Source organism: Deltaproteobacteria bacterium (genome assembly GCA_028818775.1).
Classification (GTDB): domain Bacteria; phylum Desulfobacterota; class Binatia; order UBA9968; family JAJDTQ01; genus JAJDTQ01.
On record JAPPNE010000072.1, the window covers coordinates 17,482 to 41,925 of the forward strand.

At 66.0% G+C, this 24,444-nt stretch carries 25 protein-coding genes; 12 read left to right on the forward strand and 13 right to left on the reverse strand.

The annotated features are described in order from the left end of the window. Positions 1-14 precede the first annotated feature (14 nt). Together OXU42_08975 and OXU42_08980 are read left to right on the forward strand one after the other, a co-directional pair. On the forward strand, positions 15-620 hold the full coding sequence (locus OXU42_08975) for a DsbA family oxidoreductase (GenBank protein MDE0029514.1): 606 nt from the start codon (positions 15-17) through the stop codon (positions 618-620). A gap of 99 nt (positions 621-719) precedes the next feature. Then, the gene (locus OXU42_08980; protein MDE0029515.1) at positions 720-1,637 is read left to right on the forward strand and encodes an isopenicillin N synthase family oxygenase; all 918 of its coding nucleotides are present in this window, start codon (positions 720-722) and stop codon (positions 1,635-1,637) included. On the opposite strand, the gene OXU42_08985 is transcribed toward OXU42_08980, so the two are convergent. Both OXU42_08985 and OXU42_08990 read right to left on the reverse strand, forming a co-directional pair. After that, on the reverse strand, positions 1,631-2,458 hold the full coding sequence (locus tag OXU42_08985; protein ID MDE0029516.1) for an alpha/beta hydrolase: 828 nt from the start codon (positions 2,456-2,458) through the stop codon (positions 1,631-1,633). The two genes, OXU42_08980 and OXU42_08985, sit on opposite strands and share 7 nt — an antisense overlap. A gap of 94 nt (positions 2,459-2,552) precedes the next feature. Further along, positions 2,553-3,365, reverse strand: a complete 813-nt coding sequence (locus OXU42_08990; GenBank protein MDE0029517.1) for an alpha/beta hydrolase — start codon at positions 3,363-3,365, stop codon at positions 2,553-2,555. A 206-nt stretch (positions 3,366-3,571) separates the two neighbouring features. Between OXU42_08990 and OXU42_08995 the strand changes: the two genes are divergently transcribed. Together OXU42_08995 and OXU42_09000 are read left to right on the forward strand one after the other, a co-directional pair. Further along, a complete protein-coding gene (locus tag OXU42_08995; GenBank protein MDE0029518.1) occupies positions 3,572-4,600 on the forward strand; it encodes an isocitrate/isopropylmalate family dehydrogenase in 1,029 nt (342 codons plus the stop codon). An 85-nt stretch (positions 4,601-4,685) separates the two neighbouring features. After that, positions 4,686-5,699 carry a transposase gene (locus OXU42_09000; protein MDE0029519.1) on the forward strand — a complete coding sequence of 338 codons (1,014 nt, stop codon included), beginning with the start codon at positions 4,686-4,688 and terminating at the stop codon, positions 5,697-5,699. A 75-nt stretch (positions 5,700-5,774) separates the two neighbouring features. Here the strand turns inward: OXU42_09000 and OXU42_09005 are convergent, their stop codons facing one another. Next, a complete protein-coding gene (locus tag OXU42_09005) occupies positions 5,775-6,749 on the reverse strand; it encodes an LLM class flavin-dependent oxidoreductase (protein ID MDE0029520.1) in 975 nt (324 codons plus the stop codon). 70 nt (positions 6,750-6,819) lie between these two features. Further along, complete coding sequence (locus OXU42_09010; protein MDE0029521.1) at positions 6,820-7,503, reverse strand: phosphoribosylanthranilate isomerase; 684 nt, start codon at positions 7,501-7,503, stop codon at positions 6,820-6,822. A gap of 123 nt (positions 7,504-7,626) precedes the next feature. On the opposite strand from OXU42_09010, the gene OXU42_09015 reads away from it, so the two are divergent. After that, complete coding sequence (locus OXU42_09015) at positions 7,627-8,529, forward strand: 4Fe-4S dicluster domain-containing protein (GenBank protein MDE0029522.1); 903 nt, start codon at positions 7,627-7,629, stop codon at positions 8,527-8,529. A 9-nt stretch (positions 8,530-8,538) separates the two neighbouring features. Next, the gene (locus OXU42_09020) at positions 8,539-8,736 is read left to right on the forward strand and encodes a hypothetical protein (protein ID MDE0029523.1); all 198 of its coding nucleotides are present in this window, start codon (positions 8,539-8,541) and stop codon (positions 8,734-8,736) included. 15 nt (positions 8,737-8,751) lie between these two features. On the opposite strand, the gene OXU42_09025 is transcribed toward OXU42_09020, so the two are convergent. The 5 genes from OXU42_09025 to OXU42_09045 form a co-directional block, all read right to left on the reverse strand. Beyond that, positions 8,752-9,288, reverse strand: coding sequence for a hypothetical protein (locus OXU42_09025; protein MDE0029524.1), 537 nt, complete (start codon positions 9,286-9,288; stop codon positions 8,752-8,754). Positions 9,289-9,401: 113 nt separating this feature from the next. Further along, entirely contained in the window at positions 9,402-9,782 is a 381-nt protein-coding gene (locus OXU42_09030) for a prepilin-type N-terminal cleavage/methylation domain-containing protein (protein ID MDE0029525.1), read from the reverse strand. 11 nt (positions 9,783-9,793) lie between these two features. Then, the gene (locus tag OXU42_09035) at positions 9,794-10,216 is read right to left on the reverse strand and encodes a GspH/FimT family protein (GenBank protein ID MDE0029526.1); all 423 of its coding nucleotides are present in this window, start codon (positions 10,214-10,216) and stop codon (positions 9,794-9,796) included. Positions 10,217-10,272: 56 nt separating this feature from the next. After that, positions 10,273-11,040, reverse strand: coding sequence for an A24 family peptidase (locus OXU42_09040; protein ID MDE0029527.1), 768 nt, complete (start codon positions 11,038-11,040; stop codon positions 10,273-10,275). Between the two features lie 50 nt (positions 11,041-11,090). Continuing rightward, positions 11,091-12,191, reverse strand: a complete 1,101-nt coding sequence (locus OXU42_09045; protein MDE0029528.1) for an alpha/beta fold hydrolase — start codon at positions 12,189-12,191, stop codon at positions 11,091-11,093. A gap of 71 nt (positions 12,192-12,262) precedes the next feature. Between OXU42_09045 and OXU42_09050 the strand changes: the two genes are divergently transcribed. Further along, positions 12,263-13,414 carry an amidohydrolase family protein gene (locus tag OXU42_09050; GenBank protein MDE0029529.1) on the forward strand — a complete coding sequence of 384 codons (1,152 nt, stop codon included), beginning with the start codon at positions 12,263-12,265 and terminating at the stop codon, positions 13,412-13,414. A gap of 56 nt (positions 13,415-13,470) precedes the next feature. On the opposite strand, the gene OXU42_09055 is transcribed toward OXU42_09050, so the two are convergent. The 4 genes from OXU42_09055 to OXU42_09070 all read right to left on the reverse strand — a co-directional run bounded on the left by OXU42_09055 (position 13,471) and on the right by OXU42_09070 (position 18,055). Next, complete coding sequence (locus OXU42_09055) at positions 13,471-14,817, reverse strand: MmgE/PrpD family protein (protein MDE0029530.1); 1,347 nt, start codon at positions 14,815-14,817, stop codon at positions 13,471-13,473. Between the two features lie 24 nt (positions 14,818-14,841). Continuing rightward, positions 14,842-15,912, reverse strand: coding sequence for a tripartite tricarboxylate transporter substrate-binding protein (locus OXU42_09060; GenBank protein MDE0029531.1), 1,071 nt, complete (start codon positions 15,910-15,912; stop codon positions 14,842-14,844). 91 nt (positions 15,913-16,003) lie between these two features. Next, positions 16,004-17,506, reverse strand: coding sequence for a tripartite tricarboxylate transporter permease (locus OXU42_09065; protein ID MDE0029532.1), 1,503 nt, complete (start codon positions 17,504-17,506; stop codon positions 16,004-16,006). A gap of 45 nt (positions 17,507-17,551) precedes the next feature. After that, positions 17,552-18,055, reverse strand: a complete 504-nt coding sequence (locus tag OXU42_09070; protein ID MDE0029533.1) for a tripartite tricarboxylate transporter TctB family protein — start codon at positions 18,053-18,055, stop codon at positions 17,552-17,554. Positions 18,056-18,194: 139 nt separating this feature from the next. Between OXU42_09070 and OXU42_09075 the strand changes: the two genes are divergently transcribed. The 5 genes from OXU42_09075 to OXU42_09095 all read left to right on the forward strand — a co-directional run bounded on the left by OXU42_09075 (position 18,195) and on the right by OXU42_09095 (position 24,443). Further along, on the forward strand, positions 18,195-19,406 hold the full coding sequence (locus OXU42_09075; protein ID MDE0029534.1) for an alpha/beta hydrolase: 1,212 nt from the start codon (positions 18,195-18,197) through the stop codon (positions 19,404-19,406). A 184-nt stretch (positions 19,407-19,590) separates the two neighbouring features. Further along, positions 19,591-21,048 carry an aldehyde dehydrogenase family protein gene (locus OXU42_09080; protein ID MDE0029535.1) on the forward strand — a complete coding sequence of 486 codons (1,458 nt, stop codon included), beginning with the start codon at positions 19,591-19,593 and terminating at the stop codon, positions 21,046-21,048. A gap of 108 nt (positions 21,049-21,156) precedes the next feature. Next, positions 21,157-22,710, forward strand: a complete 1,554-nt coding sequence (locus OXU42_09085; protein ID MDE0029536.1) for a benzoate-CoA ligase family protein — start codon at positions 21,157-21,159, stop codon at positions 22,708-22,710. Between the two features lie 16 nt (positions 22,711-22,726). Then, on the forward strand, positions 22,727-23,428 hold the full coding sequence (locus OXU42_09090; GenBank protein ID MDE0029537.1) for a class II aldolase/adducin family protein: 702 nt from the start codon (positions 22,727-22,729) through the stop codon (positions 23,426-23,428). A 16-nt stretch (positions 23,429-23,444) separates the two neighbouring features. Continuing rightward, a complete protein-coding gene (locus OXU42_09095; protein MDE0029538.1) occupies positions 23,445-24,443 on the forward strand; it encodes an ABC transporter substrate-binding protein in 999 nt (332 codons plus the stop codon). Position 24,444 lies beyond the last annotated feature (1 nt).

Sequence of the window (24,444 nt, forward strand, 5' to 3'; positions counted from 1 at the left end):
GAAAGGAGATCCCGATGGCGGACAAGGTGACCCTGGAGGTCTTCTCGGACTTCGTCTGACCGTGGTGCTATCTCAGTACCGGGCGTATTGAGAAACTCAGAAACAACTACGATCTCGACGTCGTCTACACCCAGTTTCCGTTGCATCCCGAAACCCCAGCCGAGGGCAAGCCGCGCAACATGAGCGGACCCAGCCGGGTGGATGCCATGCTCGCGCGCGAGGGCCTGCCGTTCACGGAACGGAAGTTCAGCTACAACAGCCGGCTGGCGCAGGAAATGGCGAAATGGGCCAAGCGCGAGGGTCGGGAAGACGCCTTCAACGATGCGGTGTTCCGCGCCTACTTCGTCGACGCGGTGAACATCGGGGAACCGGATGTCCTGCTCGGACTGGCGGAAGAGGCGGGACTGCCGGCGGAAGAAGCGCGCCGGATCTTGTCCGGCCGTCCCTTCGAGCAGGAAGTCAACGACGACTGGCAGCGCTGTTATTCCCTGGGCGTACGCGCGGTACCCACCTACCTCGCGGAGGGCCTGGCCATCGTCGGCGCGGAGCCGTACGACAGGCTGGAGCAACTGGTCACCGAAGCGGGCGCCAACCGCTTGGCGGAGCCCGTGAACGACTGATCACCGGGCGCTCCGGCAATGTGCACATCGGGGTCGGACCTTGGAAAGACGGCCGCAACTCAATGGTTTTGTTAAATAAGTCTCCTTCTCGGACGACCCATGTCATCCGGCATTCCAGCAGTCGATTTCGGACCGTTCCTCGGCGGTGACGCGGCAACGCGTCGCCAAGTCGCGGAAGAGATCCGCGCGGCCTGCGGCGAGTACGGCTTTCTCAACGTCGCCAACCTGCCGCTGCCCGCCGGGCTGATCCAGCGCGTCTCCGCCAAGGCCAAGGAGTTCTTCGCCTTGCCCGCAGAGATCAAGGAAGCCATCGGCCGGTCCGACCTGGACGTCATCTCGGGCTACGTCGGCGTCGCGGTGGAACACCTCGATACGCAACAACCGGGGGACCTCAAGGAATCCTTCAGCCTGAACCAGGCCAGCCTGGCGCTCCTGGACCGCTGGCACATTCCGGTGGCCGGTTTCCGCGAGACGGTGCTGGAGCTCCACGAGGCCGCCGCCCGCGCGTGCGCGACACTGGTTCGCGCCATGGCGCTCTCCCTGGGCGCACCCGAGGACTTCTTCGAGGACAAGCACGCGCCCCATGCCAGCACCGCGCGTTTCTTCCACTACCCGCCGCTGACGCACCCGCCTGGAGACGGGCAACTGCGCGCGGGGAGCCACACGGACTACGGCACCGTCACGCTGGTCTTCCAGGACGAAGTGGAAGGCCTGGAGGCGCTGGTGGACGGCCGGTGGGTGACCGTCCCGGTGGTGCCCGACACCGTCACGGTCAACGTGGCGGACCTGCTGTCGCGCTGGAGCAACGGCATCTACCGTTCGGTGAAGCATCGGGTGGCCTTGCCGAGCGCCAACGCGGAACGCTCCCGGTACTCCAACGTCTTCTTCTACAACCCCAACAGCGCGGCGACCGTCCGGTGCCTCGACTCCTGCTGCGACGCCGACCGGCCCCCGCGGTATCCGCCCATCGCGGCCGGGGAGTTTCTCAGGCAGCGGCGCGCCGCGCAGTATCAGTAAGGTGCCAGGTTGCGCTCCAGAAACCCGAGCAGCACCGGTGCCACCGTGACGTTGGGCTCCTGATCGACGCGACGGCGGTCGGGCTCGTCCGGCAGGTAGGTGAACCATGAGTGGCCGGCGCCCGGAACGAACAGGGTCTCGACCTCAGCCCCTGCGGCGCGTAACACTGCGATGAAGCGGTCGGACTGGTTGTGGTGGACGATCGGGTCCTGCTCGCCGTGGATGATGAGGTAGGGGACGCCGGGCGGCACTCCCTGTGCCTCGACTCCCTGAAGGGGCGAGAACCGGCGGTAGTCTGCCGGAGCCTCGGCGGGCGTGCGGCCCATGAGCTTGCCCACCGGGTCGTCCTTGCGCTTCTGGGTCACCTCCCACCAGTCGAGGAGGTCGTAGATGCCGTAGACTCCCACCACGGCGCGCAGGTGCGGTCTGACCCAATCCTCCAGGGCCAGCAGCGCCGCCATGTGTCCGCCCGCGGAGTCGCCCACGAACCCCAGCCGCGTGGGGTCCACGCGCAGCCCGGGCGCCTCTTCCAGGAGCCACCGCAGCGCCAGCCGGATGTCCTCATGGACGCCCGGCCACGACGGCGAGACGTTCTTCGACAGCCGGTAGTCCACCGCTACCAGGGCATAGCCGCGGGCCGCCAGCCACGGCCCCCAGTCCTGGTACTGACGGTGGCTGCCGTGGGCCCAAGCGCCGCCGTGAAAGCACAAGAGCGCCGGATGCGGGCCCGGACCGGCGGGCAGGTACACGTCGTTGCAAAGCGCGCCGTCCGGGCCGCCCCCGTACGGAACGTCGAGCCGTATCTCCACCTGTGTGCTCATCGCTCGTACCCTCGAAGCCGGCGGGAAAGACCGGCCTATCCGGCCACCAGAAAACGGCGAACGGCTTGCGCACAAGCCTCCGGCGCTTCCTCGGCTATGAAGTGGCCGCAGTCCAACGCAGCCTCGGACACATCATCGGCCCATCGTTCCAAACCGGGCGAAGCGGTTTCGGCCGGCGGGGCGAGCCGCGCACCACCAGGACCGGGCATCCGAGCTTTTTTCCCACCTGCCGGTCGTGCCGGTCGTGCTCGAAGTCGATCGTCGCGCCCGCCCGGTAGTCCTCCACCATGGCCTGCCGCACGCTGGGTTTCCGGAACGCCGCCTTGTACGCTTCGACCGCCGCCGGGTCCAACACGCCCGGCCGCCCGGCCCACCGATCCAGCAGGTGCATGATGAAGAAGTCCGGATCCGCGCCGATCATTCGTTCCGGCAAGGGCGCCGGTTGCGCCAGAAAGGACCAATGGTATCTCCGAATGGAGACGTCCATGTCCGTGGCCTCCCAGGAGTCCAGCGTCGGGACGGTGTCCAGGCTCACGAAATGGCTGACCCGCTCCGGAGAATCGAGCGCAAGCCGGTAACCGACCCTGGCACCGCGGTCATGCGAGACGACGCCGAACCTGCCATGCCCAAGCTCCGACATGACGTGAACCATGTCCTTGGCCATCTCGCGTTTTGAGTAGTTGACGTGGTCAGGATCGGGCCCGGGTCCTCGGCTCGCTCCGTAACCGCGGAGATCGGGGACAACCAACGTGAACTCATCCATCAGCAGCGGCGCCAGCCGGTGCCATTGAACGTGACTTTGGGGGAATCCATGCAACAGCAGGAGGGGATGGCCCCGACCGCCGGCGCGGCAATGGATCGTGGCATTCTCGCAGCCGATATCGTGTGTCGCGAATCCCTCGAACATCGTCGTCCTCGCAACTGTCCGTTGCCAGAAAGGGACTGAGAATGCAAAACCCTCCATGCTGAACGCCGTCCGCGGGTACGCGGGGCCCTCCGCCGGCGAACTCAGCGGGAAGGGTCCCCGAACCGTTTCTTTTCCGCTATATAGAAGGCTCTCCGTCCGGGCACCACGCCCGACAAGCGACAACCACAAAAGGCAGATCAGCTCCCATGAACAAACATTCCGCTGTACTCATCCCCGGGGATGGCATCGGTCCCGAAATCACGGCCGCCGTCCGCCGCATCATGGATGCGGCCGGCGCGCCCATCGAATGGGTCGAGCGCAAGGCCGGCGTCGCCGCGCTGGAAGACGGGCCGGACGTGCTGCCCGAGTCGACCACAGAAGCCATCGAGCATCATGGGGTCGCGCTCAAGGGACCGTGCACCACGCCTGTGGGCGAGGGTTTCACCTCGGTCAACGTGCAACTGCGGCAACGCCTCAACCTCTACGCCGCCGTGCGCCCGGTGCGCTCGCTGGCGGGCGCCAAGACCCGGTTCGACGACGTGGACCTCATCATCGTGCGCGAGAACACCGAGGGACTCTACAGCGGCGTCGAGAACCAGGTCACCGACGACGTGGTGATGAGCATGAAGGTGGCGACCAAGAGCGCCAGCCTGCGCATCGCCCACTGGGCGTTCCGCTTCGCCACCCGGCGCCAGCGCCGCAAGATCACCGTCTTCCACAAGGCCAACATCATGAAGGTCACGGACGGCTTGTTCCTGCAGTGCGCCCGCCGCATCCACCAGCACGAGTACCCGAACATCGAGTACGAGGAGAACATCATCGACGCGGGCTGCATGAAGCTGGTGCAGGACCCCGGCCGCTTCGACGTGCTGTTGCTGGAGAACCTCTACGGCGACGTCATCAGCGACCTGTGCGCCGGGCTCGTGGGCGGACTCGGAGTGGTGCCCGGGGCCAACTTCGGCGACGACCGGGCGGTGTTCGAGGCGGTGCACGGCTCGGCGCCGGACATCGCGGGGACCGGCGTGGCCAACCCGCTGGCGATGCTGATGTCCGCGGTGATGATGCTCAACCACCTGGCGGACACGCGCGAGGACAAAGGCTGCCGCCGGGCAGCCGAGCGCATCAAGGCGGCCTACGACCTGGCCCTCGACGAGGATTGCAAGACCCGTGACCTGGGCGGAGACCTCGGCACCGAAGCCTTTGCGAATGCGGTGATCGAGCGGCTGGCGGACTGAAGCCGAGCACGAAAACCGTTTGACATTCAGCATCTTCTGGCCATAATGCGGTCTCGGGGTCAAACCTTGAACTCCAGAGGGCGTCATGGCACGGCCTTTACGGATCGAGTACGCGCACGCGCACTACCACGTCACCTGCCGGGGCAACGACCGCCGCAAGATCTTCAGTGACGACGACGACCGTCGGGCCTTTCTCGAACGGTTGCGGAAATCGCTGGAGATCTATGATGTCCGGCTGCATGCCTACGTGCTGATGCACAACCACTTCCACCTGATGGTGGAAACCCCCGGAGCCAACCTCTCCGAGTTCATGCGGCACTTCAACGTTGCGTACACATCCTTCTTCAACCGGCGCCACCGGCGCACGGGTCACCTTTACCAAGGCCGGTTCAAGGCGATCCTGTTCCAGCCCGACAGGCACCTGCTGACGTTGAGCCGGTACGTGCACATGAATCCGGTGCGCGTCCTCCGCCGGCGGCCTTCGGTTCCCGAACAGGTCCGGCAACTGTGGCTGTACCCCTGGAGCAGCCTGGGAGGGTACGTCTCCGCTCGGCGCCGCGAGTCGTGGATTCACTACGACGCGGTGCTCGCGCACGTACGGGACTCGCGGCAGCGCTACGGCCGGTTCGTACAGGACGGCCTGGAGCAGGGCGTGCCGGCTCCGTGGAAAGCCGTACGCGGCCAGGTGGTCCTGGGTGACCACCGCTTCTGGGCCGCCGCCACGGAACACCGGCCGGAGGCCGCCGGGGCGGCTCCAGGAGACACGCAGCCGCGACGCGCTTCGCGCCTGGCGCCCGCGCGGATCACGGCCGAGGTGGCGGACCACTTCCAACTGCCGCCGGCGCGGCTGCGGCGAAAGCGCGGCCGGTGCCGCGACCAGCGCGGCCTGTTGATGGAACTCATGTACCGCCATGCCGGAATGACGCAGCAGACCATCGGCGCGTACTTGGGCGGGCTCGACTACACCGCCGTGAGCCACGAACGGAGGCGCGTCCGTGAACGCATGGCGGAGGACCCCACGTTGGCCAAGGACTGGCGCGACATCGAGTCACGCCTGGAGGACTCCGTTGGGAGACGAGATGACACCGACGCCCTTTAACGTCATTCCCGCGGAAGCGGGAATCCAGGAGGGGCAAGGCGGAGAAACCAAGCTGACAGGGCGACCCCGTGGTTCTCACCGCAGCGCCGGCATGACCTTCCGGGCGAACAGGTCGAGGGATGACATGGAGGCCTCGCGGGAGATGCCGGGGACGGAGAAGCGGCAGATGAGGTGGGTGAGCCCCAGCTCCCGCCGAAAGCGCGTGATCTCTCGCGCGCAGGTTTCCGGATCGCCCAGGATGATGCGGTTCTCGGCGAGGCGCTCGATGGTGAGGTCCCCGGCGGGCCGTTTGATCACCGGGTGGGGCCAGCGGAAATACATGTTCTCGTAGGCCTGGATGAAGGAATCGCCGGCGGACGCCAGCGCCTGCTCGGTGGTGTCGGCGACGAAGATGTAGCGGAAGGCGGCAATCTCCCCCGGCGTCTTGCCCAGGTCGGCGCACGCTTGGCGGTAGGCCTCGGCGCACGACGACAGCTCCGACAGCGCGGCGGAGGGACCAGCGAGCCAGGCGTCGCCGAGACGGGCGGCGCGCTCGATGGCCGGGGCGGTCCAGGCGCCGAACCAGATGGGCGGCGCCGGCCGCTGCACCGGCCGCGGCCCTATCGTGGCGTCCTTGACGTGGAAGTAGCGTCCGTCGTGAGTGACGTGGGTCTCGGTCCAGAGCCGCCGCAGCAGCGCGGCGCCCTCGTCGAGGCGGCTGCCGCGCTGCTTCACGGACAGGCCGAAGGCGGCGAACTCCTCGGGCGCATACCCGGCCCCAACACCGAGGATGAGGCGGCCGCCGGAGATCATGTCCACCATGGCGCCCTCCTCGGCCACGCACATGGGGTGATAGAGCGGCAGCAGCAGCACGCCGGTGCCCAGAGCCACCCGCCGCGTGCGCGCGGCGATGGCCGCCAGGCCCAGGAGTGGCGCCGGATAGAGCACGGGGTTGTTGTGGTGCTCGCCGAGCCAGACCGAATCGAACCCGGCCTCCTCCGCGCGTTCGCATTCCCGGATGGTTTCCTCGAAGCTGTCGGTGCCCTGCAACGGGCTCAGTCCCAGTTTCATCGTGACTCCCGTTCCATGATTTGTGACCCGGTCCCTGCGTCCTGCGTCAAGAGAACACGCCCGCTCTTGGTCAGACCGCCGTGAGCGCGGCGAACGCCGCCGACGCGTTGGACACGAAGGCCCGCACCCGCGCGGAATCCTTGCGGCCGGTGCCGTCCTCGACACCGGTGTGGACGTCGACGCCCGCCGGCCTGACGGTTTCGATGGCCCGGGCTACGTTCTCGGCCGTCAATCCTCCGGCCAGTATGACAGGTCGGGGGCTCAGTTCCACCAGCCGGCGGCTCACGCCCCAATCATGGGTCTGGCCGGTGGCCCCGGACGCGCCACTGTTCGGATCGAACGTATCGGTGATGAAACCGTCCACGTGCGCGGCCAACGCCCGGATACGCCCCTCCAAATCCGCCAGGTTTCCCTCCCGGACCACCAGGCCCTTCACCACCTGGAGGCCCGGGCATAGTGCCTTCAACCGCCGCACCGCGTCCGGACCGGCATCGCCGTGCAGTTGGACGCCGGCGCAGCCGAGCCGGCGGCACATGGCGGCCACGGCGCGCGGGTCGCGGCGGTAGGTGATGAGCCACGCCCGGGGGCTGATGCCGAGGTGGCCGATGACCTCGGCCGCCTCGTCTTCCGACAGGTCCTCCTCGTGCACATCCAGCCCAATGGGAAAGCCGAGCCGGTAGACGCCGCCCTCCAAGAGCATTCGCGCCTCGGCCTCGTCCCGGATTCCGGCGATCTGGATGATGGGTTGCGGCATGGCTCGGCGGTGTTCGTACCGTGAATCTTCTTGCAACGCGAACAACGGGTCTGCTACGGGTGGACGGGAATGTGGAAACCGTAGCCCCTGGGACCCTGGCTACGGCGAAGACAGGAGCTTTCCATGCGCGGAACAACACCCAGACGGATGCAGGGACTGGCCGATCCCGTGCTGTCCACCATGGTGCACGATCTCGGTCTGGAAGAGGTACCCCATTACGCCAGCCGATCGGGGAAGGTGGTCGGATACACCGATCGCTGGGTGGAGAACGCCAAGTTCCGCGACGGCCCGGTGAACCCGCAACGGGTAGAGGTGACGGACCGCGCGGCCATGACCGCGCAAGTCAAGGCCAAGGCGCGCGAGCTGGGCGCGGACTTGGTGGGAATCTGCCGGCTCACGCCGACCATGATCGACCTGGGCGAAGAGGTTCCCCACGAGTTCGTCATCGCGGCGTGCATCGTCGAAGACTACCACAAGGTGCTCGAGGGCGCGGACGCGGTGGAGGAAGAGGCCATGCGCGTCTACGCCGCGTGCTCCGACTTGGCCACCGAGCTTGCCGCCTACGTTCGCGACCTGGGGTATCCCGCGTGGGCGCACCACAACGGGGCGCGCGAGGTGCAGGCGATCCCGGTGTTCTACCAGGTGGGGTTCGGCGAGCTGGGCCGGCACGGCAGCCTCATCAACGAGAAGTACGGCGCGGACTTCCGCCCCGGCTTCGTCACCACCGACCTGCCCCTGGACGTGGATGAGCCGCGGGAGTTCGGCGTCCAGGACTTCTGCATGAACTGCAACGTGTGCATGCTGAACTGCCCGGGCGACGCGATCCCGCAGGAGCACGTGGTCACCGAGGGCATCAAGCGCTGGCTCATCGACCTGGAGAAGTGCTACCCCTACTCGCGCCTGCGCGACGAGTACTGTCACCTGTGCGTGGACGTCTGCCCCTTCAACGTCGGCAGCCACCGCACCACCTTCAAGACGTTCATGAAGCACCGCAAGCGCATCGGCTACAAGACCCCGAAGTACTGAGGGGACTTCTTGGACAAGTACTATCTTCACGAGCGCCGGCCCGACGGCGAGGTCAGCACGGTGGGGCTCTACTACTCCCGGGAGGAAGCCGAGGGCGTCATCGCCCTGCTTCGGGAGTTGCCCGAGAAGCAGGACTGTGAGTATCTCATGACCCGGCCCGGCGAGGCCGAGCCTGAACCGCCGCGGAACAATCGCGAAGACTCGTGAACCCGTCGGATCCGCTCACGGCGCCAACCCCAGGTTGACGGGTGTCACCACGGAGCGGAGCGTGTGGGTGCGGTAGCCCCCGTTGGCGGAATAGCGTGGATCCCGCTTGGCGGTCCGCGTGGTGATGCTGATCCTCAGTCTCCGTATGTCCGAGTTCACGGTGGTGAGGTTGCCGGCGGCGTCCAGGTACTCCACGGCGAAGCCTTGCACGTCCTCCACCACGGGTTGCCCGCCGCCTCCCGTGCTGCGGCGCAGGAGCATTTGCGCGGCGTCGTGGTAGTACGCGACGCGTTCGTTGGAATCCGACAGGTCGCCGTCGCCGTTGTGGTCGACCGCGATGCGCAGTCGCGCGGCATCGTAGGATATACCGTCGAAGTCCAGGCCGGAGGGGTCGTAGCCTGCCTTCCGTGCCTCCCGGACGACCATGGTCATGGCCGCGCGGGCGTTCTGATGCATGGCGCTGACCTGCTCCTGAAGGTCGTGGGTGGTGAGCTGGCCGGTGAAGCTCGTGAGCGCCGCGGCCAGCAGAATCCCCTGGATCGCCAGCACCATCAGCAGTTCGATGAGTGTGAATCCTCGCGCAGAGGCCCAAGGGCCGCGCGTCCGGCCGAACTTCCCGGAACGGATGCGGCACCGCCGCCGCCCTGAATCGAAAAACAGACGCATCACTGGCTCACAAGGGTACGCAGGACCGCCGACCGCCCGTCCCGATCCCACGAGACGGTCACCGTGACGGTGCTCAGGCCCGCTTCGGGGGTGTCGCGCAGGACTTGGGTGACCCGCTTGAAACCGGGGAAGTCGGGCAGCGTGCCGTAGTCCTCGGTGGTCGAGACGGCGGCGCTTCCAAGCCCCCTGAAGTTCTCGATGCGATCCTGGGCGAGGAAGGTGGAGACGCTGTGGTCGCGGCTCCGGAGATTTCCCTGGATCACTCCGATGGCGACCCGGCCGAGCCCCAGGAGCGCGGTCGACAGGATCAGCATCGCCACCAGCAACTCGATCATGGAAAAGCCTTGCTGCCGCGAAAGTCTTGAAGCAAGCCGTGTCATGACCTCTCCCTTCACCGGATGCGCACCCGGCCCGCGATGCTGATGCTCACGCGCTTCGTGCCCGCCGGGTTGGTGAGCGTGATCGTCGCCAGATGGCTGGCCGTGCCGCGCGGGCTGAACACCGGGTTGTTGTTGGAACGGACCACCACGTCTCGGTAGTCCGCCTGCAGGTCCCGCGTGAACGTCCACTCGCCGGGGTCCACGGCGCCGTCGTTGTCCGCGTCGTCGAGTATCCGGTACTCGTGGTCGTTGAGAAAAAAGATCCGGTAGCGGTTGTTGCGCTGGATCGCTTTCATGCGCGCCCACATGAGGTCCCCGGTCACCTGGCGCGCCGCGCCGTGAAGGCGGTGCCTGGGCATCACCTTCAGGTAACCCGGCACCGCGATGGCCAGCATGATGCCGGCGAGGGCCAGCGTGATCATTTGACCCAGCAAGGAAAATCCGGCGGTTCGACCGGAAGCGACCCTCATACCGGGTGTCCCTCGACGGCTCAGTAAAGGCACAGCAATGCCCCCAGACACAGGAAAGGCGCGAACGGCAACGGAGTCCTCAGCGAAACGTCCTTCCTGACGCACGCGAGGCCGAGGCCGCACACGGAACCCGCCAGGGCGCTCACGGCAAGAATGCCGGGGACCCGTTCCCAGCCCGCGAACGAGCCGATCATCGCCAGCAGCTTGATGTCGCCGCCGCCGAGGCCGTCCCGGCCGGTGACCGCGCGGTAGCCGGCAGCCGTGGCCCACAACACGCCGCCGCCGCACAACGCCCCCAGGAGCGAGTCGCCGGGCGACGGAAAGTCCTCGATGGAGAGGGCCGGCGCGCACCACGACAGTGCGAACCCGGCGGCCGTGCCGTAAACGCTGATGGCGTCGGGTATGATGCCGGTTTCGAGATCGGCCACGGCCGCCACCCCCAGCGCACAGACGAAGGACAGGTGGACACCCAGACGGGGGCCGGCGCCGACCCGGCGATGGCACACGAGGGTCGCCACCGCCGCGCCGAGTTCCACGAGGAAGTAGCGCGCCGGGATGCGGGCACCGCATAGAGCACAACGCGCGCGCAGCAGCAGGTAGCTGATCAGCGGCAGGTTTGCCCGGAATGGGAGCGGCTCCTTGCAGGAGCGGCAGTGGGACGCCGGGAAGAGAATGGACTCGCCCGCCGGAAAACGGGTGATGCAGACGTTCAGGAAGCTCCCTATGCAGGAGCCGAACGCGAAGAGCAGAAGCGCCCGAAACGGTTCCGGTAGTGCCGGTACGCCCATGGCCGTTGATCCCTCCCCAAAGGGAACCATCGGCAGCGGGCAAGCATCCTTTAGCGCGGACGGCTCAGGAAATCCCGGCCCCCGGCCTTGGCCTCCAGCCACTTGCGAATGAGTGGAAAGACCTCGTCCCTCGCCTTCCGGCCCAGGATCAGGTCGAAGTGACCGTAGCTCACGTCCTCGCCCGGGTCCGGCCAGAAGATCATGAGGTCCCGGTCCTCCGAGCCCAGCTCCCGGTAGACCTGTCTGAGGGCCTCGGGCGGTGCGATGGAGTCGGCGCCTCCACCCACCAGGAGAACGGGTATGGTTATGCCCGACAACGCGTCCCGGTAGCTCGTCTTGCCGTCGGCGCTGACGAACTCGTCGCGCTCCACGGTGGTGACGATCTGATCCAGGACACCCGGGTTGACCGGGGTGAGGGCCGTGTCCAGAAGCTCCTGCCGGACCGACTGCGCCATGTTTTTGCGGTTGTAGAACGCGTCCTCGAACCAGGGCATGAAGAACAACAAGCGGTTCAGCCCGGACGAGTTCATGTGCAGCAGCGAACTGCGCAACAGCGGCACCCGATCGAGCTTGAGCAGGGTATCGAGCCAGTCCTGATCCGGACTGTCGAAAGACATGGGCGCGGCGATGCTGACGACTCCGGCCACGCCGTGCCCGGGGCTGCGGCCGACGTGGGCCAGGGCAAGGGCTCCCCCAAGCTCGTAACCCACCACCAGGACCTCCGCACCGCCGGCCTGCTTGCGCACGTGCTCGATGACCGCAGGAAGATCGGTCTTCAAGATGTCGTCCAGGTTCCAGGGCTTCTTGCCCCAGCCCAGGGGGTTGAGGCTCCGGCCGGTGCCGCGCAGCGACAGGTTCCAGACGTCGAACCCCGCCTCCGCGAGATGCTCCGCAAGGCTGGCGCGCCCGAAGTCGAGGAAAGTGCTGTTCACCAGGAGCCCGTGGATCAGGATCACCGGCAGCGGGCGCGGCTCCCGCTTGTAGAGCCGGAACCGCTTGAGGGACAACTCGAACTTCTCATCGGTGACGACCCACTGGCGTTCCGAAGAGACGAACGGGTCGTCGAGGGAAGCGGCGGCCAGCGGGCCGGGCGCGAAACAGAACACGGCCGCCAACAGGTTGACCAAAACGAACCGTACTTGTTGCTTCATGCGCATGATTGACAGTCGGATACACTTATCGATACTGTCGCACAACTTCCGAGAACAGAGGAGGCACCCCCATGGCACAGGAAGAGGTAAGGTTCTTCTCCGCGGACTCACATGTCAACGAGCCGCCGGAGGCTTGGGAACGGATACCCAAGAGGCTACGGGAGCACGGACCTCATTTCGTCAAGGACCCGCCCGGCAAAAAAGGGCTCTACATGGTCTTCGACGGCCACGAGCCGGACCCGGTAGGCATGACCTTCACCGCCGGGGTACAGGCCAAGGGTGGGAAGATCATCGATGTGATCGAGAATTTCAAGTGGGAGGATTGGCCCGGCCCTTGGGACCCCGCGGCGCGTATCGGTGACATGGACCTCGACGGGGTCAGGACCGAGGTCCTTTACCCCAGCCTGTCGCGCAATTTCTACTCGCTCAAGGGAGAGGAGACCGAGCTCCAGAAAGCGGGGCTCAAGGCCTACAACGACTGGATCATCGAATACGCCCAGACCGCGCCGGACCGTTTGATCGCCGTTTGCCTGCTCTCGGCGCTGGACGTCGAGTGGTCGCTGCAGGAGATGGAGCGCTGCGCCAAGCTCGGCCACAAGGGCGCGATGATACCTTCCGGTCTGCCCGAAGGCATGAGCTACGCCGATCCGGGTTTCGAACCGCTGTGGACCAAGGCCGAGGACATGGACTTTCCGCTCCACATCCACGTCAACATCCTCCAGGGCGTGGACAGGATGCGGGCGCGGCTCAAGAACATTTCGCCGGTACAACAGGGCCGGAACTCGCTGCGGCGCGGCATCCTGGAACCTCTCGGGCTGCTCACGGACCTGACCTTTGGCGGGGCGCTACAGAATCATCCCGGGCTGCGCATGGTCTTCGCGGAGTATGACCTCTCCTGGTTGGTTCCCTACCTGAACTGCATGGATTCCGCCTTGCTCCGCGCGCGTTCCGAAGCGACGGTGGGCGCCCGGAACACGGCGCTTCCCAGTGAGATCATCAAACGGCAGGTTTATGTGACTTTCCAGGAAGATCGTGCCGGTGTTCTCGGGGCGCAAGCCTTCGACATCCTTGACAACGTCATGTGGGCGAGCGACTACCCTCACGGCGGCGCGACGTGGCCGAATTCGAGGGAGGCGGTGGAGCGGCAGTTCGCCGGCATGTCCGACGCGGTCGAGCGGCAGCTCACCTGGGACAACGCCGCCCGGTTCTACGGCTTGGCCTGAACCTGCTGCCGGGGGGCGGCCCTACGGAAGGACGCGGGCCGCCCCCCGGCCGTGACTCACGCGGACGTTTCCAGGCGCAGCGCCCGCATCAACGGCTCGATCGACGGACTCTGGTCGAGACGGTCCACGAGATCGGGTATTCTCGCTCTTTGCTCCTCCGACAGGATCCCGTCCACGCAGTTGTTGAATTTAGTCAGCACCGCCTTCCGCCCCTTCAGGTCCGCCGGCGGCTGAATGGGCTCGGCGACCGTCGTGCCGTCCTTCAGGTGCACGACCAGCGAGTCCGATCCGGGAACGTGGCGCACGCGTCCGATCAGGTCGCGCAACTCCGGCGCGCGGGCGCGTTCGTCCGTGAAGCTCTCGGGCTCCAGGCCTCCGTAGAGGAGGGCCAGCGAGAGGCAGTAGGCCATGCTGAACCGTCCTTCGAATCCCCGTTCCGGCTGCATTCTCACCAACGGGTACGGGCGCACGTCGCATTCGATGAAGTCGATCTCGGAAGGCGCGGGCACCGCCTTTGCCTGAATCATCCTGAGGATCGCCTCGACTCCGTCATGCGTGGCGGTGCAGGAACCGAAGCGCTTCAACCGTACCTCCCTGCCGAGACGATAGTCCGCACCCAGCCCCTTTCCCAAGACCTCCAGGATGTCATCCGGAAGCGGACCGACGGCATCCAGGAGACCGTAGGGGCCCTCGACCGCGGTCTCATCGCTCGTGAAGCCCTCCCGGGCCAGATAAGCGCACGTGACGCCGGCGGATGCAGCATGGCCGACTCGAAACGGCTTCGCCATGGTTCCGCCGTCGCGCGTCAACGCCCCGCAGGAACCGGTGGCGAGTCCGATGGCGGCGAGGGTTTGCGACAGGTCGAGGCCCAGAACCTTGCCGGCGGCACAGGCCGCCGCCGTCGGACCGAGTATCCCGTTGCTATGCCACCCGCGCGCCCCGGGCCCGATGCCGCTGCTCCGTCTGGCGAAGATGGGCTCCAGGGTCATCATGGCCTCTCGACCGGCGATGAAGCCCTCGAGCGTCCGGCCGCCGGACGCGTGGCAGGCCTCGCTCGCCGCCAAGGCCGCCGCCAACGTGTAGGTCGAGGCATGGCCCCTGTCGTCGAAATCCAGCCCGTGGGCCAGCGTCCCGTTCACCAACGCGGCGTCTCTGGCGTTCAACGTGAAATCGGAGCCCCAAACCGTACAGGTCCCCGGCCCGAGGTTGCCGCGCGCGTAGCGCAGCAACCTGTCCCCGATTTCCTCGCCCGCGGCCAGGACCGACACCCCGAGGCAATCGAGCATGGCCAGCTTGGCGTTGGACAGCACGTTCGGGGGGAGCCTATCCAGGCTCAGGGACATGGTGAATTCGGCGATCTGACGGGACAGGCCCTCCTTCCTTGTACTTGAGCATTCGTCCACGGAGTTCTCTCCTTTCGCGCCGGATCACTCCTTGATGATCTTGGCCATCGCCTTTCGGGATTCCTCCGGCGCCGACACGATTTGCTTGATAAGCTCCTGTACTTCTTCCCCCTTCAGCGGCTCGTCGTCCACGTAGCCGATCTTCCTTGCCTCGGCGAGGTACTGCGGGTCGTGGACGGTGGCCCAAAAGGCATCCCGCAGGATCTTCACCACGTGCTTGGGAGTACCCGGGGGAGCCAGCATCGGGTAGGCGTTGCGGTACGTAAACGTCAGCATCTCCGCGATGTCCTTCGATTCGGCATCCGGCGCGAGCTCGATCAGGGTCGGTATGTCGGCAAGCTCGGGATGCCGCTTCGTCGCCACCTGAACGAGCACCGAGACGAACGGCGTCTTGCTTCCCAAGCGCGCGAACCACTGTCTCTTTCTCGTCTTGGCCGAACTCCAGACGAAGCCGCAACGCATGTCCGCCTCGCCCTTCTCGATGGCGAGGTCGATGGCCGCACCCCCCTGGTAGCCCACCACTTGCCGGGTGTTGAGACCGGTGAACTTCCGCACCATCTTGCCGATGGCCGCACCCGTGCTGGTGGCGCCTGCCTCGGCGTCGCGCAACTGCGTCTTCTTGGAACGCGCGACCGCCTCCTCCAGATTCGCTCCGACGCGGTCGATGCGGCCCACGCAGATCGCGGTGGCCGTGGTCAGGTTTCCCATCCAGTTGAACTTGTCGGCTTCGAAGCGCGCGGCCGGATCGCCGATGGCGTGCTGGAGACCGGTGCCCCGGATGATCTCCGCGATGGTGAGGCCATCCGGCTTGGCGATGTTGTAGAGGTAGTTGCGCGCGCGCAGACCGCCGCCCCCGCTCCTGTTCTGTACGATCAGTTTCGGGTTGCCCGGTATGTGCCGGGACGCGTGCCTCGCCCACAGCCTCGTCCTGATGTCATTCCCCGCGCCGGGCCCGGAGCCCACGATGACGAGGATGGTCTTGCCCTCATAGTACGGCTTGGTCTGGGCCTCCGCCGTTTCCGGCGCGCCCGGCATCGCCCCCTGGAGCAGCCAGACCGCAGCCGCAAGCATCAATATCTTGCTCGCCCGCTTCATGGTGTGCCTCCTTTCAGAACGGTTGGAGATGCTACCCTCATTTGGCACCGGAAGACGATCTTCGTGAGGCTTCAGGACCGGCAACCCCTGTTCAATCCGGTTCCACGTTGCCCTCGACCGCCTCGTCCGTGGTTCTCAGCCTCTTGTACACGCTGAAGGAAACACTTCCCAGCAATATCAACGCCATGACCACGATGGTGGGCTGGAGAAGCCAGCCCGCCCCGTAGGCGCCGATCGAGATCCCGAGGTAGCGCTCGGCCAGGCGCCCCAGGACGAGCCCCAGGACGAATGGCGCCCTGGGCCATGCGAAGAGGACCATGAAATAGCCGAACACGCCGAATACCAGGGCTACCACGATATCCGCGAAATCGTTGTTCGCCGCAAAGGCACCGAGGAATACGAACACCACCAGCACCGGGATGAGCAGATTCCCGCGGATAAAGGTGAGCTTGACCAACTGACTGAGGAAGAGGAACGCCACGCCGGCGGCGAGAACGTTGGAGATGACCAGTATCCACACCATCGCGAGGGTCACGTCGAGGTGCTTGGTCAGCATATCCGGACCCGGTGTCAGGCCGACGATCAGAAAGGCTCCCAGGAGAATCGCCATCCCGGTGGTGCCCGGAACTCCGAAGGCTACCGTCGGGATGAGGTTCCCTCCCTCCTTCGAATTGTTCGCGGCTCCCGGCCCCAGTACGCCCTCCACAGCGCCCTTGCCGAAGCGGTTCTTGTCCTCCGAACTCTGCACCGCGTGGGCGTAAGCCATCCACTGGGAGACGCCGCCTCCAACGCCGGGCACGGCCCCGACCATGACTCCGATCATGCCGCAGCGCATGGTGAGCCAGAAATGCCGGAAAGTATCCTTGACCCCCTCCATCACCCCGCTGATCTTCTCCACCTTCGCCTCGGCGATGCTCGTACCCCGCACCGCCAGATCCACGATCTCGGGAATCGCGAAGAGGCCCACGACCACGGGCGCCAGACTCAATCCCTCCCAGAGGTAGATGCTCCCCATGGTGTAGCGCAGGGTGCCGGTATGGTCTTCGATGCCCACGGCCGAGACGGCGAGGCCGATGCCGCCGGCCAGGATCCCCTTGCTAAGCGAAGCACTGCTGAGAGTGGCGAGGAAGGTGATCCCGAGAATGGTGAGCATGAATAGCTCGGGAGCGCCGAAGAACAGCACGAGAGGCCGCATGATCGGGATGGAGATGGCCAGGATGAGCGCCCCCTCCAGGCCGGCCACGAGGGAGCTCATGAGGGCGGCCCCCAGGGCCCTTCCCGCCTGGCCGTTCTTCGTCATGGGATAGCCGTCCATGATGGTCGCCGCCGAGGTCCCCTCGCCGGGGATGCCGAAAAGGATGGAGGTGATGTCGCCCGTCGTCCCGGTGATGGCATGCATGCCGAGGAGGAAGCAGAAGGCCGCAATGGGCTCCTGGATCGCGTAGGCGAAGGGGAGCATCAGCGCCAATGTGGTCAGACCGCCCAGCCCGGGCAGAATCCCGACGACGAAGCCGACCGCTCCCCCGATCAACAGGAATCCGAACGCGGGCCAGGACAACACCTGGAACAAGCCACTGATGGCGGCCTCAATCACCTCGTACCCCGGAAGTTCGCCGATGTGTCACGGAGCATCGTTTCGTCAAAGCCCCAGCCAGAAGTAGAGTTTCCCCTCGGGCAAGGGGAGCCGAAGCACCTGGTCGAAGAGGCCCCAGTACAAGAGCCAGACCACGCCGGTCATCGCGATGGAGAGAACCCACCCTTCGCCCGACTTGACCTTGAGATAGAGAAATACGAACGGCGGTATCGTTACGGAGAGACCCACGAGCCAGCAAGCCAGGACGAACCCGAAGATCCACGCGAAAATATCGATCGTCCGCCGCCGCGCAATGACGGGATCGACGTCCTTCGTGAACTGAATGTCCGCCGGGGTAGCTCCCGTGTCGGGTTCGGGCAAGGGAACGCGATCTCCCCTACCCTCCTTCAAGTCAATGAGGACATGGAAGGCGGCCATCGCGAGCATGGGCACGCCGATCACCAGAGGATAGAGCTTGGCTTTGAAGGGCCACCCCCATGCCCCCCAGATCACGAGGCCGAAGAAGAGGAGCACTAGGAAACCGAAGATGGTGTGCGGCCGAATCTTCATGAGCGCCTTCCTGGCCACGGAGATTGATTACGGCGGCCGCGATTGTATAAAGACCTGAGCGAAACGGTCAAGGACCGATTTGAGCGCCATTTTCTCAAGGCAGACCCGCAACAGACACCAAGGAGGAAGGAATCTCACCATGCGCGCAAGCACCGAGAGGAAGACGAAACGCTGGCAGGAGCAACGCTGGGTACTGGACCAGGTCATCAAGGTGAGCGGTCTCGACTTCGACCAGGGGCGGTCGCACAAGATGCTGCGGAACTGCGGTCCGGGCATCGCCGGAGAGCTGCGCGGCATAGGTCAGCGGGTACAGAAGTTCACGGACTTCCCGCGGGAGTTCTCCCGCGCAGCGGAGAGCCGGGAGAAGCGGGCGCGGGCGGCGGAGGCGCTGGGGCACACAGTGGAGGCGCGCGAGCACTACTACGTGGCGGCCACCTACTACACCGCGGCCCAATGGGGCATCTTCGAGGACGGGAACCCCAAGCGCGTGGCCTGGGCGGAGAGCAAGCGCGACTGCTACGACCGCTACATCAAGTTCGCCGACCATCCCATCGAGCGGGTGGACCTGCCGGTGCCCGGCGGGCAGATGGCGGCGCTGCTGCACCTGCCGCGCAAGCCGGCGCCCGGCGAGCAACTGCCGTGCATCCTCTACCAGCCGGGAATGGACGGCGTGAAGGAAGACAACCCGCTCATGGGCGACCCGCTGCTGGACCGCGGCCTGGCGATCCTCTCCATCGACGGACCTGGGCAGGGCGAAACCCGCGAGCGCGGCATCACCTGCACGGCATCGAACTGCGAGGACGGCGCCAAGGCTGCCTACGCGTACCTCAAGACCCGCCCGGAGATCGACAGCGAGCGCGTAGCGGTGTTCGGCTCCAGCATGGGCTCCTACTGGGGCACGCGCATGGCCGCGGCCGAGCCCGGCTTCAAGGCGTGCGCGGTGGCCGGCGTGTGCATGGAACCCAGCCAGTACACCATCTTCAACACCGCCGCCCCGAGCTTCAAGCTCAACTACATGTACATGTCCGGCTACGACGACGAGGCCGCGTTCGACGAGTTCTGCAAGACCCTGACCCTGGAGGGGGTCGCCGCGAAGATCCGCTGCCCGTACATGGTGGTGGCCGGGGAAGACGACGAGCTCTGCCCCATCGAGTTCGTCTACGACGTCATGGACGAGGCCACTTGCCCCAAGGTGCTGTACGTCTACGAGGGCGAGCGCCATTCCATCCGCAACCCGGCGGCTCGGATCATCATTATCGACTGGCTCAAGGACTGCCTCGACGGCAAGCCGGTCACGTCCGAGAAGGTCTACGTGGAGATGAACGGCAAGGAGACGCGGACGCGGTTCTGACGTGTCCTGAAGCCGAGCGCGTCAACGAGGTTCCTTGACAGCCCTGTCCTGACGTGGTTCATTCTGCGTCAGCCTTCGACTGACGCAGATTCGCCGAAACCGCCCCTTCACCGGTTACGACGCAAAATCCCGGCCAAGTCCCGCGGGCTGCAAATCAATTCAATTCACGAGGAGAGTTCGTCCCATGCAGATGTTCATTGCAGGCGAGTACACGGATACGGCAAGCGGCGAGACCACATCCATCTACAACCCGGCCACCGGTGAGTTGGTGGACACCGTTCCCAAGGGCACGGCGGAAGACGTCCAAAGGGCCGTGGCGGCCGCGGCGGAGGCGGCCGTGGAATGGGGCAAGTTCGCCCCCTCCAAGCGCGGCGAGTGCCTGTCCGAGGCCGCGCGTCTCGTGCTGGAGAACGAGAAGGAACTCACGCAGCTCCTCACCAAGGAGCAGGGCAAGGCGCTGCGGGAGTCGGTGCTGGAGATCCGCCGCTTCGCCCACACCCTGGAGCACTACGCCGGCATGGCCAAGACCCTGCGCGGCGGCTACGTCAAGCTCGCCGACGGGCGCTACGGCCTCATCATGCACAAGCCCATGGGCGTGGTGGGCTCCATCGTGCCGTGGAACTTTCCGGTATCGCTGATGGGCAACAAGGTGGGACCGGCGCTCCTCGCGGGCAACGCCATGGTCATCAAGCCCGCCAGCACTACGCCGCTGACCGCCACCCGGTGCGTCGAGCTGGTGCAGAGGGCGGGGCTTCCCAAGGGCACCATCAACATGGTCACCGGACCGGGCGGCGCGGTGGGCGAGGAGATCCTCCGTAACCCGGTCATCCGCAAGGTGGGCTTCACCGGCGCCACCGATACCGGCAAGCGGATCATGGAAGTGGCCTCCCAGGAGGTCAAGCGGGTGACCCTGGAGCTGGGCGGCAGCGACCCCATGATCGTTTGCAGCGACGCCAACATCGACCGGGCCGTGAGCGCGGCCTCGGTGGGCCGCTTCTTCAACTGCGGCCAGGCCTGTCTGGCGGTGAAGCGCCTCTACCTGTACGACGAGATCTACGACGAGTTCGTCGGGAAACTGGTGGAGAAAGTGCGCAAGCTGCGGGTGGGCAACGGCCTCACCAAGGGCACCATGCTCGGACCGCTGCATACCAAGGGACAGCGCGAAGAGGTGGAGGAGCAGGTGGAGGACGCGGTGCAGAAGGGTGCCAAGGTGCTGGTGGGCGGCGACCGCCCCAAGGGCGACGAATACGACAAGGGCAACTTCCTGAACCCGTCCATCGTGGTGGATGTCGACCCCAAGTCCAAGCTGCTGTCGGACGAGGTTTTCGGACCGGCCCTGCCGGTGGTGCGGATCAGGAACCTCGAAGAAGGTCTGGCGCTGGCCAACGACTCCATCTTCGGACTGGGCTCCTCGGTGTGGACCCAGGACGTCGACAAGGCCATGTACGCGGCCGAGAAGCTCGACGCCGGCTACACCTGGGTCAACTCCGCGCAGATCATCTACGACGAGCTCCCCTTCGGCGGCGTCAAGCAGAGCGGCGTCGGCAAGGAGCACGGCAACGAGGCCGTGGAGCACTACAGCGAGGTCAAGTCCGTGGTCATGGCCACGGAGCAAACTTCCGAGATGGTGGGAGGCGAATAGGCCGAACCCGCAACGCCAGCAGGAAGACGAGAGTGTAGGGCGGATTTCAAATCCGCCCGCGCCCGTATCGCGCTCTCGGGCCGGTACGGGCTCCGAATCGAAACGAGCATGACGGCCCCGCGACTCGAACTGCCGGATCCCTACAACGCCGCGACCACGTTCGTCGACGACAACATCGCCGCCGGCCGCGGCGAGCGCACTGCTATCCTGCACGAGGACGAGCGGTACACCTACCGGCAGGTCCAGGAGGCGGTGAACCGCGCCGGCAACGCATTCCGCGCCCTCGGCCTGGACACCGAGCAGCGCGTCCTGCTGGTGCTGCCCGACAGCCCGCAGTTCGCCTTCGCCTTCTTCGGCGCCATCAAGATCGGCGCCGTCCCCATACCCGTCAATCCCTGGATGCACGCGGCCGACTACGAGTACCTGCTCAACGACAGCCGCGCGCGCATCGTCGTGGTGCACGAGTCCGCGCTGCCGGAGATCGAGGCCATCGGCGCGCGGCCGCGCCACCTGAAGCACGTGGTGGTGGTGGGGACGCCGCGCGGCGAAGCCACCGGGTGGGACGCGCTCATGGAGGGGCAGCCGGTTGAGCTCGCGGCCGAACCCACCGGGCGCGACGACGTGGTCATGTGGAACTACACCTCGGGCAGCACGGGCAACCCCAAGGGCGCGGTCCACCTCCAGCACGACATGATCACCATCACGGACCTGTTCGTGAAGCCGGTGCTGGGCATGACCGAGGACGACGTCTGCTTTTCCGCGTCCAAGCTGTTCTTCTCCTACGGGCTGGGCAACTCCCTCTACTTCCCCTTCCGTTTCGGTGCCGCGGGCGTATTGTGGCCCGAGCGGCCCGATCCGGAGAAGATCCTGCAGACCATCGAGCGCTACCGTCCGACCTTCTTCTTCTCGGTGCCGACGCTGTACGCGCGCATGCTGCGGGTGGAGAAGGAGTATGATCTCGGCTCTCTCCGGATCTGCCTTTCGTCGGGCGAGCCGCTGCCCCCGGCGCTGTTCCACCAGTGGCGCGACAAGGTCGGCGTGGAGCTGCTGGACGTGGTGGGCTCCACCGAGGCCACCCACGACTTCCTCGCCAACCGGCCGGGCCGGGCCAAGGCCGGCAGCAGCGGCGAGGTGACGCCGGCGTTCGTTGCCAAGGTGGTGGACGACGAGGGGCGCGAGGTGCCCAACGGCGAGGTGGGGAACCTGTACGTGGCCGGCGACGCCACGGCGCCCTACTACTGGAACAAGCACGAGCAGACCCAGCGCACGATGCAGGGCGAGTGGCTCCGGACCGGCGACACCTACTACCGCGACGACGACGGCTATTTCTGGTACTGCGGCCGCTCCGACGACATGCTCAAGGTGGGCGGCCTGTGGGTCTCGCCCATCGAGGTGGAGAACGCGCTGATGGAGCATCCGTCGGTGCTGGAGGCCGCGGTGACCGGCGAGGCCGACGCCGACGGGCTCATCAAGCCCAAGGCCTACGTCATCCTCCAGAACGGGCAAGACGGCACCGACGCGCTGCGCCAGGCGCTGCAGGACTTCATCAAGGGCAGCCTCGAGCCGTACAAGTACCCGCGCTGGGTGGAGTTCGTGGACGATCTGCCCAAGACCGTCACGGGCAAGATACAGCGGTTCAGGCTCAGGGAAGGCAATTCGTGATCCAAACGGGGGTTCCATGGACGACTTGGTAGCGTTGCGGGACAAGGTGGCCATCTCGTGCAACATCCTGGCCATCGAGGGACACTGGGACAACATCCTGGGACACGTGTCGGCGCGGGTGCCGGGGGAGAACGCCATGCTGATGAAGCCCCACAGCTACGGCTTCGAGGAGATCCGCCCCTACCACATCATCAAGGTGGACTTCGACGGCACCAAGATCGAGGGCGACTATGAGCGCCACTCCGAGGTGTTCATCCACACCGAGATCTACAAGGCGCGGCCCGACGTGAACTGCGTCATCCACAGCCATCCGCCCTACGCCACGGCCTTCGGGTCGCTGAGGCAGCCGTTGCGCCCGGTGAGCCACGAGGGCTCCATCTTTCACGACGGGCTGCCGCTGTTCGACTACACCACGATCCTGATCCGCACGCCGGAGCTGGGCGTGAAGCTCGCCGAGAAGCTGGAGGGGGCCCGCGCCGTGCTGATGAAGAACCACGGCACCACCGTGGTGGCCGAATCGGTGGAGACCGCCACCCTCTACGCCATCTTCCTGGAAAAGGCGTGCCGCATCCAGCTCCTGGCCGCGGCCGCCGGCGACCCTACCTGGAGCAGCGACGACGAGGCGCGCGAGAAGTACGACCAGATCTACACGCCGCACCGCCTCGGCAGCATGTGGGACTATTTCGTGCGGCGGGCGAAACGGCTCGCCATCGACTGACCCCGGAGGTAACGAAATGGCCGAGAAACTTCATCTGACGCTGGCGTGCGGCGACTACGAGAGCATCCGCGCCCTCAAGGAAGGGGTGATCCAGCCCGACGGCATCGAGCTCACCGTGCTCACGGACATGGACTCGTCCACCCGGCACTGGCGCATCGCCCGGTTCCGGGAGTTCGACGTGGGCGAGCACTCGGGCTCGTCCTACCTGCTGGCCAAGGACCGCGGCGAGGCGGACGACCTGACCGCCATCCCGGTGTTCCTGCACCGCCGGTTTCGCCACGGCTTCATCTTCGTCAACGCGGACAAGGGCATCCAGTCGCCCAAGGACCTCATCGGCAAGACCGTGGGGCTCAAGAACTGGCAGGCCACCGCGCTCCTGTGGATCCGCGGCACCCTGCAGGACGAGTACGGCGTCTCGTTCACCGACCTGGAATGGCGCGCCGAGAGGGAGGAGGACGTGCCGTTCGATCCGCCGGAGGGACTCCGGATGGAGCGCCTGCCCAAGGGCAAACGGGTCGAGGACATGCTCGTCGAGGGCGAGCTGGACGCGGTCATCCACCCCGACATCCTCGCGCCCATCCTGGAAGGCGACACCCGTGTCAAGCGCCTCTTCGACGATCCCAAGCAGGTGGAGATGGACTACTTCAAGCGCACCGGGATCTTTCCCATCATGCACACGACCGTCATCAAGCGGGAGATCGTGGAGAAGCATCCCTGGGTGCCCATGAACCTGATGGTGGCGTTCGAGAAGGCCAAGCAGTGGACCTACAACCGCATGGACAACCCCCGGATCGTGCCGCTGGCGTTTTTCCGGGACGCCTGGGAGGAGCAGCTTGAGCAGTTGGGCGAGGACCCGTGGGTCTACGGGCTCAACGACACTAACCGCAACAACTTCGGCACGCTGGCGCGCTACTCCCGCGAGCAAGGCATGTGCAGGAACGAAGCCGACGTGGACGAGCTGTTCCACGAGTCCGTCCGCGGCGAGGAGTGGAAGCTGGCGCGCTCCCGCGGGTAAC